The organism is Leifsonia aquatica (genome assembly GCF_014190775.1).
GTDB classification, from domain to species: Bacteria; Actinomycetota; Actinomycetes; order Actinomycetales; family Microbacteriaceae; genus Leifsonia; species Leifsonia aquatica.
In genome coordinates, this window is the sequence record NZ_JACHVP010000004.1 from 14,774 (window position 1) to 26,819 (window position 12,046).

Consider the following 12,046-nt stretch of genomic DNA (forward strand, 5'->3'; position numbering starts at 1 on the left):
ATTGAAAAGCAAGCGCCATTCGGTTTATGGTCGACCCATGGCACGACGGGGTTCATACGCGAAGGGCGTCGCCAAGCGCGAAGAGATCCTCTCGACGGCGCTCGAGGTGATCGCCCGGGAGGGATACCGCGGCGCGTCCGTCAAGGAGCTCGCCGACGCCGCCGGGCTGAGCCAGGCCGGTCTGCTGCACTACTTCGACAGCAAGGACGAGCTCTTCACCGAGATCCTGCGCAAGCGCGACGACCTCGATCTCGAGACGTACCGCTCCGCGTCCGGCGACCCGTTCCGCGTCTTCCTGCGCGTGATGCGCCACAACGCCGAGGTCCCCGGACTCGTCGAGCTGTACACCCGCCTCGCCGCCGAGGCGAGCGACCACGCCCATCCCGCGCACCGCTTCTTCGTCGCACGACGCGCCGCGATGCACGCCCTCTTCGATGGGATGGTCGACGACGGCAAACGCGCGGGGCGGTACCCCGCCGACCTCGACACGGCGGCGTTCGGCACCATCCTGAACGCCACAGCCGACGGCCTGCAGACGATGTGGCTGCAGGATCCCACCATCGACATGGCGTCGGAGCTCGAGCGACTGCTCGTGGCCCTCGGCGTCCTCACCCCGGAACGGAGCACCACCCCATGAGCGATCCCGCCATCGACGTCGACGCGACCGATCCCGCAACGACAGGTCCGGTCGTCCGGATCGACGCCGGCGATGTCCGGGGCGTGTGGCGCGAGTCGTCCGCCGCGTTCCTCGGCATCCCGTTCGCCGAGCCGCCCGTCGGCCCGCTGCGGTTCGAGGCACCTGTCCCGGTCGCCCCGTGGGAGGGCGTTCGGGAGGCGACGCGGCTCGGCGCGACGCCGCAACGCAAGCAGCTCGCCGAGATCACCCTCATCCCCGAGCCCTCCATCCCGGGCGACTCGACGCTGAACGTCAATGTGTCCACGCCTGCACCCGGGGAGCCCGGGGCGTCGCTGCCCGTGCTCGTCTACATCCACGGCGGCGGCTACACGGCCGGCTCGCCCGCGAGCCCCTGGTACGACGGACGGGCGTTCAACCGCGACGGCGTCGTCACCGTCTCCCTCTCCTACCGGCTCGGCTTCGACGGCTTCGGCTACATCGAGGGCGCCCCCAGCAACCGCGGGGTCCGCGACTGGCTGCTCGCCCTCGACTGGGTGCAGCGCAACATCGCGGCGTTCGGCGGCGACCCGGCGCAGGTCACGATCGCCGGGCAGTCCGCCGGCGGGGGCGCCGTGCTGACGCTGCTCGGGATGCCCGCCGCGCAGCATCTCTTCCGGGCCGTGTGGAGCCTCTCCGGCGCCCTCGGCGACGTCACCGAGGCACGGGCGAAGGGTATCGCGCAGAACCTCGCGCGCCTCGCCGGCGTCGAGGCGGACCGGGGCGGCTTCGCCACGGTGCCCGAGGCGCGCATCCTCGAGCTCCAGGACAAGGCGACCAATCCCGACGACCTGGATCCCATGGCCGGCGTCAACGCGATGCTCTCGGAGGGGCTGCCCTGGGGTCCGATGATCGACGGCGACCTGCTCGCGCAGTCCACCCTCGACTCCCTCCGCAGTGGGGTCGGCAGCGACAAGCCCCTGGTGCTCGGTTCCAACGACGACGAGTTCACGATGGCCACCGACTCCGCGAAGAACAAGCTCCGCTTCGTCCCGGCCGGGATCGCCCTCGCCAAGCTGCTCGCCGACAAGGCGCGCCGCAAGGCCTACCTCGCCGCCAACGCGCCGCAGCGCCGCAAGGGCACCGCGGCCGTGCTCGGCCGGTTCGTGACCGACAGCGTGTTCCGGGCGCCGGTCGTCCGCATCGCCGATGCCCGCGCGGCGCACCCGACCTGGGTCTACCGCTTCTCATGGGTGTCGCCCAAGCTCGGCTGGGCGGCCCACTGCCTCGACGTGCCGTTCTGGTTCGACTGCCTCGACGCGGAGAAGGTCGACTTCATCGCCGGTGACAACCCGCCGCAGTCACTCGCGACCGCCCTGCACGCGGCGGCGGTCGCCTTCGTCCGGGAGGGTGCACCGGGATGGCGGCCCTGGTCGGAGGCCGAGGGCGCGACGCGCGTGTTCGGCGGGGACCCGGCCTCCCCCGACCTCCTGCCCGACGGCTACGCCTCGGTGCGCGCGCTGGTCTGAGCGATGCGGCGCGGGCGTTCAGTCCCGCGTCGCGCCCGGCCAGAGGTAGGGGAGGTCGTCCGGCACCTCCGGGAAGAACGGCCGGTAGAACTCCGGGTCCTTCCGCACGAGGTTCGACTGGTGGCTGCGGTGGAAGCCGGCGTCGCCGATCCACGGCGGCAGCTCGAGATCGTCCTGGGCGAGGTCGGCGACCTCCGGGGCGAACGCGAGCACCTGCGGGCGCACCGTGTCCGCATGCCCCTGCTCGATCCAGGCGTCCGCCGACTCGAGCGCGTATTTCGTCAGCGCTGGGAGGTATCCCCGCCACATCAGTGCGACCGGGTGGTGGCGCCATCCATACCCGGGCACGGTGATCGCCCGCAGCACCTGCAACGCCTCCACGCGCTGCTTGCCCATCCGGGCGCGGTCGAGGACGCGCACGCTCTCGGCGAAGGACGGATACGGGAGGAAGGTCTGCACGCGGCACACGGTACGCCGGGCCGCGCCGTCGCCCTCAGGGCGCGGCGTGCCGTTCGGCGGCCTCCAGGATGGACTCGACGCCGAACAGGAAGATCTCCCGGTCCCGCAACGCTACGAGCTCGCTCGCGTTGGCGGCGACGTGGGGATGCTCGGTCGGGTCGACGCGCAGCGGACCCTCCAGCCACAGGCCGTCGCTGCTGCGCGCGCGTGCGATCCCGGCCGCGCCGGAGAGGACGAGCGACGAGAACAGCGCGTAGTGGCGGACCATCGGCGCACTGTCGAGCCCCGCCTCGGCGAACGCGGCGAGGATGAGCTCGATCGTCCGCGTCTCCGCCGGCCCGTTGGTCGTCAGGACGGTGGCCTCCACTGCGATCGCGGGATACAGCGTGAAGACGTCGAGGGTGGCGACGGCCACGGAGCGGAGCCGCGAGCGCCAGTCGGCCGCGAGGTCGACGCGGGCGAGCACCCGCGTCAGCAGCTCGTCGAGGAGCGCCTGCATGAGCGCGTGCTTGTTCGGGAAGTGGCGGTACGCGGCGGTGGGATCCACGCCGAGCGCCGAGCCGATGCTCCGCACCGAGATCGCGGACGCGTCGGCACCCTGCGCGAGCATCATCCCGGCCTCGATGATGCGCTCGCGGGACAAGCGCGCACGGGGAGCTCCGAGCGTCTCGCGCGCGTGCGCCATCGATTCTCACCCTCCTCGGCGGCCCGGGATGGCCGCCGCTCACCCCACGATAGATCCTGAGGTAACCATGTCAACACTGTTGACACCGGTGTTGCGCGGCCCGTAGCATCCCGCTCATCCCGCGTTCGATGAAGACAGGAGCGATCGAGTGGCAGCAGCAGACGTCATCTTCACCGGAGGTCCCGTCTTCACCGGGGCCGGGGCTCCCGTGACCGGACTCGCCGTCGTCGTGAGCGGCGGCCGCATCGCCGCCGTCGTTCCCGAGGCCGAGGCGGAGTCGCACCGCGGCGGCGGCACCCGGTTCGTCCAGCTCGACGGGGCGCTGCTCTCGCCGGGGTTCCAGGACGCGCACATCCATCCCGTCGGCGGCGGCCTGGAACTGCTGCTGTGCAACCTCGCCGAGTCCGAGGACGCCGCGGACGCGCTGCGCCTCGTCGCTGGATACGCGGACGCCCACCCGGAGGGCTGGATCCTGGGCGGCGGCTGGGCCATGGACCACTTCCCCGGGGGAGCTCCGACGCGGCAGGCACTCGATGCCGTCGTCGGCGATCGGCCGGTGCTGCTGAGCAGCCGCGACCACCACAGCACGTGGGCGAGCACGGCGGCGATCCGGCTCGCCGGGCTGGACGCGTCGACCCCCGACCCGGCGGACGGCCGGATCGAACGGGAGGCGGACGGCTTCCCGGCCGGCACCTTCCACGAGGGCGCCGGCGACGCGTTCGACCCGGTGCTGCCGCCCGTCGACGAGGAGCTCGTCTATGCGGGCCTGCTCCGCGCCCAGTCCGAGCTGCTCGCACTCGGTGTCACCGGCTGGCAGGACGCCCTCATCGGCAGCGCCGCCGGCATCCCGGAGAACCTCGCCGTCTACCGTCGAGCGGTCGACGAGGGCGCGCTCGTCGCCCACGTCGTGGGCGCTCAGTGGTGGTCGCGCAGCGGAGGGGCCGAGCAGGTGGCCGAGATGGTCGCGCGCCGCGACGAGATCGCGGCCGTCGACCCCGACCGGTTCCAGCTGGGAACGGTGAAGATCATGGTCGACGGCGTGGCCGAGAACCACACCGCCGCCATGAAGACCCCGTACCGCGATGGCCACGGTCACGACACCGACAACGCGGGGCTCTCGTTCATCGACCCGGAGCTGCTGCGCGACTACGTCACCGCCCTCGACCGCGAGGGCTTCCAGGTGCATTTCCACGCCCTCGGCGACCGGGCGGTCCAGGAGGCGCTCGACGCGGTCGAAGCGGCTCGCGCGGCCAACGGCGCGACCGACGGCCGCCACCACCTCGCGCACCTGCAGGTGGTCGCCGAGGAGGACGCACCGCGGTTCGCCGAGCTGGACGCGATCGCCAACCTCCAGGCCCTCTGGGCATGCCACGAACCGCAGCTCGACGAGCTCACGCTGCCCTTCCTCCAAGAGGAGGCGGAGGCCCGGCAGTATCCGTTCGGCGACCTCCACCGCTATGGCGCACGCCTCGCCGCGGGGAGCGACTGGCCTGTGTCGAGCGCGAACCCGATCGAGGCCATCCACATCGCGGTGAACCGGGTCTCACCGGGCCGCGACGACGAGCCGCTCGGCGGCCCGCACCAGCGCCTCGACCTCGAGACGGCCTTCGCGGCGTACACCTCGGGCTCCGCCTACGCGAACCACCGCGACCACGACACGGGGAGCATCGCCCCCGGCTACCTGGCCAACCTCGTCGTCATCGAGCCGAACCCGTTCGACGCCCCGGCGGACGCCATCCACCTCTCCGGAGTGACGTCCACCTGGGTCGAAGGGCGGGTCGTCCACACGCAGGTCGACTGACCGTTTCGGGAGGCTCCGCGTCGCGAGCGGATAGCCTGGGGCGTCCCCCAGGCGAAGGAGAACCCGTGAACGACGTGGTGCCTGTCGACGACGCCGCCGTCCTCTGGTCCGCGCCGGAGGGGCGACGAGCCGGGCGTCCGCTCATCGTGCTCCTGCACGGCTTCGGCCACGACGAGACCGACTGGGCCCAGCACTTCAGTGCGCTGCCGCCGGGGACCGTCGGCGCGTCCCTGCGCGGTCCGGCCGCCGCAGGCCGGGGCTGGGCGTGGGTGAACTTCAGCGGCCAGAAACTGCGCATGGCCCAGGGCAACAGCGCGATGTCCGCCGTGGCGCGCGGCGTCGCCGAGTGGATCGACCGGCAAGAGGCGAGCGAGGTCTCCCTGGTCGGGTGGTCGCAAGGTGCCGCGATGGCCCTCCACCTCCTGCGGAAGCGCCCGGCCGCGTACGTGTCGTGCGCGGTCGTCGCCGGATACGTGTGGGACCGGAGGCCTCATCCCGGTGTCAGGCGAGCGCGCCCCGAGGTCTGGTACGGGCTCGGTGACCGCGACGATGTGATCACCCCTCGCCTGGCGGCCTCATCGCGACGGTGGCTGACCGAGCACACCACTGCCGTAACGGTCGACCTGGAGGGCGAGGACCACGGATTATCGGCCACGTTCGCTCAGCAGGCACTCCTCTACACGGGCGAGCGCCTCCGCAGATCGCCCGCATAGGCGGCTCGCCTACACGCTCTCGGCGCGCCACTCGCTGTCGATCGCCTCGCCGCGGTCGAAGGCGGCCTCCTCCCGCTCGCGCAGTTCGACGCGGCGGATCTTGCCGGAGATCGTCTTGGGCAGCTCGAAGAACTCGATGCGGCGCACGCGCTCGAAAGCCGAGAGCTCCGTGCGGGCGTGCGCGAAGATCGCTGCAGCGGTCTCGGCGTCGGGCGCCCATCCTTCGGCGAGCGCGACGTACGCCTTCACGACGCTGTGCCGAGTCGCATCCGGGGCCGGCACGACGGCCGATTCGGCGACCGCCGGGTGCCGCAGCAACACGCTCTCGACCTCGAACGGCGAGATCTTGTAGTCCGAGGACTTGAAGATGTCGTCCGTACGGCCGACGAAGGTGATCGTGCCGTCGTCGGCCTGCTCGGCCACGTCACCGGTGTGGAAGTAGCCGTCGGCGCGTGCCGCCGCCGTCTTCTCGTCGTCGCCGAGGTAGCCCGACATCAGGTTGACGGGCTCCACGGTCAGGTCGAGGCAGATCTCCCCGACGTTCGCCCGTTCGCCGGTGAGCGGGTCCACGATCGCGATCGCGACTCCCGGCAGCGCCCGCCCCATCGAGCCGGGGACGAGCGCGGCTCCGGGCGGGTTCGCGATCAGGGCCGTTGTCTCGGTCTGGCCGTAACCGTCCCGGATGGTCAGCCCCCAGGCCTGCTCGACGGCGGCGATCACGCCGGGGTTGAGCGGTTCGCCGGCCGACAGGATCTCGCGGAGCGCGCGCGGCTTCGGGCCGAGAGCGGACTGGATGAGCATCCGCCACACGGTGGGCGGCGCGCAGAAGGTCGAGACCTCGGCCTCGTCCAGGCGGGCGAGCAACGCCGCGGGGTCGAACCGGCGGTAGTTGTACACGTACACCGTCGCCTCGGCGATCCACGGTGCGAAGAAGCAGCTCCAGGCGTGCTTGCCCCAGCCGGGCGAGCTGATGGCCAGGTGGATGTCGCCGGGCTCGACGCCGAGCCAGTACATGGTCGAGAGATGCCCGACCGGGTACGAGGAGTGCGTGTGCACCACCATCTTCGGCTTGGAGGTCGTGCCCGAGGTGAAGTAGACGAGGCACGGGTCGTCGGTGCTCACGGTGACCTGGGGCCGCGCGTCGCGCTCGGCGTACGACTCGGCGTAGTCCCGCCAACCCGCTCCCCCGTCGACCGCGATGCGCCCGAAGTCGCCCTGGATACCGTCGAACTTGTCGAGTTCCGCCGCGTCGGCGATGACGTGGCGCACCTGACCCCGCTCGAGCCGATCGGCGAGGTCGGTGCTCGACAGGAGCGTCGTGGTCGGCAGGATCACTGCGCCCAGCTTCATGATCGCCAGCATCGACTCCCACAGCTCGACGCGGTTGCCGAGCATGAGCATCACGTGATCGCCCTGCCGGACGCCGGTGGAGGCGAGCCAGGCGGCGACCTGGTCGGAGCGCTGCCGCATCGCGTCGTAGGTGACCGTCGTCTCGCGGCCGTCCTCCTCCACGATCCAGAGGGCGAGCCGCTCGTTGCCGAGGGCGATCGTGTCGAACCAGTCGACGGCCCAGTTGAAGTGGGGGCCGACATCCGGCCACTCGAAGGTGGCGGCTGCGGCGCGTTCGTCGGTGCGGTGCTCGAGCAGGGTGTCGCGAGCCGCCCCGAAGCTCTCCATGGAGGTCATCACCACAGTGTGCCGCATGTCGCGGGGCGGGAGGCTACGGGAGCGTCGTGTAAGCGCCGGTCACGCCGGCGCCCCCGCGAATCGCTGGGTGCCGGTCACCCGGAGCAGGTCGAGTTTCGCGGCGTCCTCACTGCCCGGCACGGCCGTGTAGACGACGATGCGAAGGTCGCCGTCGGGGACGGTCAGCACGTCGCAGTCGACGGTGATCGGGCCGGCCGCCGTGCGCGTCAGCGTCTTCCTGCTCGACTTGTGCACCGCGATCCCGGCCTCGCTCCAGAGCCCGGCGAACTCCGGCGATCCCGCTCCTCCTCCGTCAGGCGCAGGGCCCGCGCCAGCGCGCCGAGCAGCTGCGGCGACGGGTTCGCGGCCCGGCCCTGCTCGAGCCGGACGATGTAGTCGACGCTCACTCCGGCGAGCGCCGCGAGCTCCTCCCGTCGCAGCCCGGGTGTGCGGCGGCCCGGACCGGCGGGGAGGCCGGCCTCGACCGGGTCGACGCGGTCGCGCCACGATCGCAGGACCTGCGCGAATTCGCTCACGTCGTCCAGGCTACGTCTGGTCGCGACGTGCTGGGTGGTACTCACGGTCCCACCGACGACCGGAGCCTGGGGGATGCGCGCGGTGCGGCGGAGGATCGTCAGTATGACCACCACATTGATCACCGGAGCCAACCGCAGCCTCGGACTCGAGACCACCCGCCGCCTCCTCGAGGCCGGCCACACCGTCTACGCCGGGATGCGCGACCTCGCCTCCGCCACCGAGGTGCGCGACCTCGGCGCCAGCCCCGTCCAGCTCGACGTCACCGACCAGGCGAGCGTCGACGCCGCGATCGCCTCCCTCCCCCGGCTCGACGTCCTCGTCAACAACGCCGGCATCCTCGGCCGCTCGTTCGGCGTCGACGACCTCGACGCCGCCGCGATCCGGGAGGTGCTGGAGACCAACGTCGTCGGCCTCGTCCGCGTGACCCAGGCCGCCCTCCCGCTGCTGCGGGACTCGGAGCAGCCCGTCATCGTCAACGTCGCCTCCGGCGTCGGCTGGCCGCGCTGGCTCTCCACGGACGGCCACGACGAGTTCCCGGTCACCGCGATCCCCTACGCCGCCTCCAAGGCCGCGGTCATCGCCCTCACCGTGCAGTACGCGAAGAACCTGCCCGGCTTCCGCGTGAACGCGAGCGACCCGGGCTACACCGCCACCGACTTCAACCGCCACAACGGTCACCAGACCGTCACCGAGGGCACCGATGCGACCGTGGCGCTCGCGACCATCGACGCCGACGGGCCCACCGGGGAGTTCCACAACAGGGAGGGGCGGATCGACTACTAGGGGCGACGCGCGGGAGGCCGATACCGCACGCCGCGGCGGTCCCCGTGTCAGACGTGGTGCGGAACGGCCGTGATGAGTCCGAGACCGACGCTGATCCTGTCCGCCGTCTCGATGAGCTGCTCGACGAGCGCGCTCCGATCCCGGTCGCGCATCACCGAGACCCGGCCGGAGACGGAGATCGCTGCGACCACGTCACCGGTCGCATCCCGGATCGGCGCGGCGAGACCCGATCGGCCGAGAGCCAGCTCCTGGTCCTCGACGCAGTACCCGCGGATCCCCGCGGCAGCGAGGTCGGCCGCGAGCGCCCCATGGTCGGTGATCGTGTTCGCCGTGTAAGCGGCCAAGTCGTCGCCGAGCTGCGCGCGACGCTCATCCAGCGTGAGATCGAGGAGCAGGCATTTGCCCAGGGCCGACGCGTGCAGGGGCTGGCGCATCCCGATCATCGTGTGCGACTTGGGCGCGAGCGCCCCCTCGAAGTGGCACAGGTACACGACGCTCGCCCCGTCCCGCACGCCGACGTTCACGCTGAGTCCGATGCGTTGCGCCAGCTCCTGGGCGGCCGCGCGGGACTCCCTGTGCACGGCGTTCTGGTTGAGGCCGTGGCTGGCGAGTTCCAGGATGGCCGTGCCGATCGAATAGAAGCCCGTCGCCGGGTCGCGGCGCACGTAACCGAGTTCCTCCAGAGAGGCGAGGAGGCGTGCCGTCGTCGAAGCGCCCAGGCCGATCGCTCGGGCGACGTCCGACGCGCGGACCGTCTCCGATGTGGAGTCGCCGATCGCCGTCAGCGCCGCGGCAGCGCGTCCGATGCCCTGTTGGATTTCGGCAGGCACGGGCGGTTCCTCTCTGTCGGTCCGGTCGTCACGTCCACGGGTGCACCCGACCGCTCGGTTCAGAATATGCCTTGATCGCCGAGACGGTGACCTCCCGAGAGCCCGCGGTGGCGAGGGCCGACAAGCGCACGGCGGATGCCATCAGCGGTGCGATGTCGTGGATCCGGTGGCGGTGCCTGTTTCCCGTCACCTCGGCGACCGGAACCCAGACGCCGTCGACCAGCGCGTCGATCCGGTAGTCGGTCACCAGTTCGGGGACGACGTCGAAGTCGGTGCGGTGGTGATGCAGGTTCACGAGATCCTCGTCCACGTCGTCGTTGAAGACGACCCGTACGGAACCGAGACGCACGGGCTCCGGCCAGTCCAAGCGGATGCGCTCCGGATCGTCGCGCAGGTCTCTGCCCTCCGCGACTGTGGCGGACGACCAGAGGTGCGGGCCGCCGAACGGGCGCTGATAGCCGTCGGTGACGAGCTCTGCGCGGTAGGCGGCCGTCGCGGGCGACGCCGAGAAGGCGAAGCTCCTCCGGCGGAGCTTGCGGGCGACCCAATCGGTCACGGGCTGGTCGCTCTCCTCGGCGATGTGGTGATCGAACGCAGCATCCGCCGCCAGGCGGCGCTCCAGCGCGAGCACGCCGTAGGGCCGGTCGGCAGTGAGCAGGAGGCTCGCGTCCGCGGCCGCCCGGACCACGATCACCGCATTGCAGGGGCCCGCAGGCACCCAATCGAACTGCGCCTCGGCCGTCAGCGACCCGTCCGCAGCGGCGGCGACGAGAGCCGTCGTGCTGGCGACGTGAGCGATGGGCGCGTAGTTCTGGGGCTTGCCGGTGGTCCACAGTTCGACCGCGAGCTCGGTGCCGACCGGCGCGTCGACCAGGAAGGTGATCGAATCCAGCCGGGGGTCGACGGGGAGCACGACGGCGACATCCCGGTCGAGGGGATAGCGCTCACCGGTCACCGAAGCCCGCGTGGTCAGCGTGTCGAGCGTGCTCGTCGCCGAGACCGCCGCACGTGTCGCGAGGTCCTCCGGGTCCGCAGCGTGCAACCCCACCACGGGCGCGTCCTCCCGGGACAGCGTGGCGAGCAGCATATCCAGGTGATCGCGACCGAGGTCCCGCGGGGTGATGCCGAGCCGTGAGACGAGCGACGCCGCCGTGCCGGCCGCCTGCCCCTGGGTCGAGCAGGTGGCCATCACCCTCGTCGAACCGAAGGCGACGTGGGATGCCGAGATGTCGCGGCCGGCGAACAGCAGGTTGTCGACGTTGCGCGAGTAGAGGCTGCGGAACGGGATGTCGTAGGTGCCCGCGCTGTAGCGCTGCTGCGCACCGGCGCGATCGGCATAGACGCCTTCGACGGGGTGCAGGTCGATCGACCAGCCTCCGAACGCCACGGCGTCGTCGAACGCCACCTGGTCGAGGATGTCGTTCTGCGTCAGGGTGTGGTCACCGACGAACCGGCGGTACTCGCGCTTGCCCGGCAGGGAACCGACCCATTCGAGGGTGAGGTTCTCCGCCTCGAACGCTCCCGAGTTCTTGATGTGGTCCCAGATGCCGAAGACGACGCCCCAGAGTTCGTCCCGGATCCGCTCGTTCTCGGTCACGGTGTCGAGTTCGCCGCCCCACTCGATCCACCAGTAGTCGCAGCCGTTGTCGCCGGTGCGGATGATGCGGTTGGCGAGGATGGGCGTCCCGCCGATGTCCTTCGCGATGCTCGGGGGGACGAAGCGGGACGGTCGCCCCGCGTCCTTCGTGTAGAAGAAGAGGGAGCTGCCGAGCAGTTCGTCGTCCGGCTCCTCCGGTGCCCACTCCTCGCCGTACTCCGCGCGCGACTCGCGCCCGATGCGGTACTCGGCACCGGCGAGGTGACCGATCAGTCCGTCTCCCGTGCAGTCGAGGAAAACCGGGGCCACGAACGTCGTCAGCAACTCGCTGCCCATCGTCCATCCCGTCACCGAGCGGATCGCGGTGCCCCCCTCGTGCATGTCGACCGCGCGCACATCCGTGTTGAGGTGGAGTGTCAGGTTCGGCTCGGCTCGGACGAGGTCGAGGACGACCTGGTCCCAGTAGTGCGGATTCCCTTCCGCGTTGCGGTACTGGTTCTCGAGGAACAATTCGCCCATGATCCCGGTCTCACGGGAGAACCGCTGGGTTCCGTGCGCCGTGGCGCCGACCACCCAGACGCGCACCTCGCTCGAGGAGTTGCCGCCGAGCACCGGCCGGTTGGTGATCAGGGCGACCGAGGACCCCAGGCGGGCGGCCGCGACCGCCGCCGAGACTCCGGCGAGCCCGCCTCCGACGACGACGACGTCTGTGGAACTGGTGCGCTCATGCATGGCCCCACCGTATCATTCAGCGGTACTTGATTATCATTCAGTGGAAATTGAGTACCGCGCGATGGTACATTTGCGCCACCC

The 12,046-nt window shown here is 71.1% G+C and carries 12 protein-coding genes; 5 read left to right on the forward strand and 7 right to left on the reverse strand.

From position 1 onward, the window contains the following. The first annotated feature begins 37 nt into the window (after positions 1 to 37). Positions 38 to 637 carry a TetR/AcrR family transcriptional regulator gene (locus FHX33_RS16080; RefSeq protein WP_021757850.1) on the forward strand — a complete coding sequence of 200 codons (600 nt, stop codon included), beginning with the start codon at positions 38 to 40 and terminating at the stop codon, positions 635 to 637. Further along, the gene (locus tag FHX33_RS16085) at positions 634 to 2,142 is read left to right on the forward strand and encodes a carboxylesterase/lipase family protein (RefSeq protein WP_021757848.1); all 1,509 of its coding nucleotides are present in this window, start codon (positions 634 to 636) and stop codon (positions 2,140 to 2,142) included. Before FHX33_RS16080 ends, FHX33_RS16085 begins: the two co-directional genes overlap by 4 nt. An 18-nt stretch (positions 2,143 to 2,160) precedes the next feature. Here the strand turns inward: FHX33_RS16085 and FHX33_RS16090 are convergent, their stop codons facing one another. After that, a complete protein-coding gene (locus tag FHX33_RS16090) occupies positions 2,161 to 2,601 on the reverse strand; it encodes an MSMEG_6728 family protein (protein ID WP_021757846.1) in 441 nt (146 codons plus the stop codon). Positions 2,602 to 2,635: 34 nt separating this feature from the next. After that, entirely contained in the window at positions 2,636 to 3,286 is a 651-nt protein-coding gene (locus tag FHX33_RS16095) for a TetR/AcrR family transcriptional regulator (RefSeq protein ID WP_021757844.1), read from the reverse strand. A 148-nt stretch (positions 3,287 to 3,434) separates the two neighbouring features. On the opposite strand from FHX33_RS16095, the gene FHX33_RS16100 reads away from it, so the two are divergent. Both FHX33_RS16100 and FHX33_RS16105 read left to right on the forward strand, forming a co-directional pair. Then, positions 3,435 to 5,087, forward strand: coding sequence for an amidohydrolase (locus FHX33_RS16100; protein WP_039920995.1), 1,653 nt, complete (start codon positions 3,435 to 3,437; stop codon positions 5,085 to 5,087). Positions 5,088 to 5,152: 65 nt separating this feature from the next. Continuing rightward, a complete protein-coding gene (locus FHX33_RS16105) occupies positions 5,153 to 5,800 on the forward strand; it encodes an alpha/beta hydrolase (protein WP_021757841.1) in 648 nt (215 codons plus the stop codon). A gap of 9 nt (positions 5,801 to 5,809) precedes the next feature. On the opposite strand, the gene FHX33_RS16110 is transcribed toward FHX33_RS16105, so the two are convergent. The 3 genes from FHX33_RS16110 to FHX33_RS22300 are packed head-to-tail and all read right to left on the reverse strand — an operon-like array spanning position 5,810 to position 8,022. Next, the gene (locus FHX33_RS16110; RefSeq protein WP_039920997.1) at positions 5,810 to 7,486 is read right to left on the reverse strand and encodes an AMP-binding protein; all 1,677 of its coding nucleotides are present in this window, start codon (positions 7,484 to 7,486) and stop codon (positions 5,810 to 5,812) included. A 60-nt stretch (positions 7,487 to 7,546) separates the two neighbouring features. Further along, positions 7,547 to 7,741 (reverse strand): MmyB family transcriptional regulator, encoded by a 195-nt coding sequence (locus tag FHX33_RS22295; RefSeq protein WP_021757838.1) that lies wholly within the window; start codon positions 7,739 to 7,741, stop codon positions 7,547 to 7,549. Next, a complete protein-coding gene (locus tag FHX33_RS22300) occupies positions 7,714 to 8,022 on the reverse strand; it encodes a helix-turn-helix domain-containing protein (protein ID WP_420870891.1) in 309 nt (102 codons plus the stop codon). Before FHX33_RS22300 ends, FHX33_RS22295 begins: the two co-directional genes overlap by 28 nt. 103 nt (positions 8,023 to 8,125) lie before the next feature. Here FHX33_RS22300 and FHX33_RS16120 point away from each other — a divergent pair, with 103 nt between their 5' ends. Next, complete coding sequence (locus FHX33_RS16120) at positions 8,126 to 8,806, forward strand: SDR family NAD(P)-dependent oxidoreductase (protein WP_039922596.1); 681 nt, start codon at positions 8,126 to 8,128, stop codon at positions 8,804 to 8,806. 47 nt (positions 8,807 to 8,853) lie between these two features. Here the strand turns inward: FHX33_RS16120 and FHX33_RS16125 are convergent, their stop codons facing one another. Then, positions 8,854 to 9,636, reverse strand: a complete 783-nt coding sequence (locus FHX33_RS16125; protein WP_021763482.1) for an IclR family transcriptional regulator — start codon at positions 9,634 to 9,636, stop codon at positions 8,854 to 8,856. A gap of 28 nt (positions 9,637 to 9,664) precedes the next feature. Next, positions 9,665 to 11,965, reverse strand: a complete 2,301-nt coding sequence (locus FHX33_RS16130) for an FAD-dependent oxidoreductase (RefSeq protein WP_021763481.1) — start codon at positions 11,963 to 11,965, stop codon at positions 9,665 to 9,667. Positions 11,966 to 12,046 lie beyond the last annotated feature (81 nt).

Coding starts and splice junctions, on each gene's coding strand:
- FHX33_RS16080 (WP_021757850.1), top strand. CDS start 38: ATGGCACGACGGGGTTCATACGCGAAGGGCGTCGCCAAGCGCGAAGAG.
- FHX33_RS16085 (WP_021757848.1), top strand. CDS start 634: ATGAGCGATCCCGCCATCGACGTCGACGCGACCGATCCCGCAACGACA.
- FHX33_RS16095 (WP_021757844.1), bottom strand. CDS start 3,286: ATGGCGCACGCGCGCGAGACGCTCGGAGCTCCCCGTGCGCGCTTGTCC.
- FHX33_RS16110 (WP_039920997.1), bottom strand. CDS start 7,486: ATGACCTCCATGGAGAGCTTCGGGGCGGCTCGCGACACCCTGCTCGAG.
- FHX33_RS16120 (WP_039922596.1), top strand. CDS start 8,126: ATGACCACCACATTGATCACCGGAGCCAACCGCAGCCTCGGACTCGAG.
- FHX33_RS16130 (WP_021763481.1), bottom strand. CDS start 11,965: ATGCATGAGCGCACCAGTTCCACAGACGTCGTCGTCGTCGGAGGCGGG.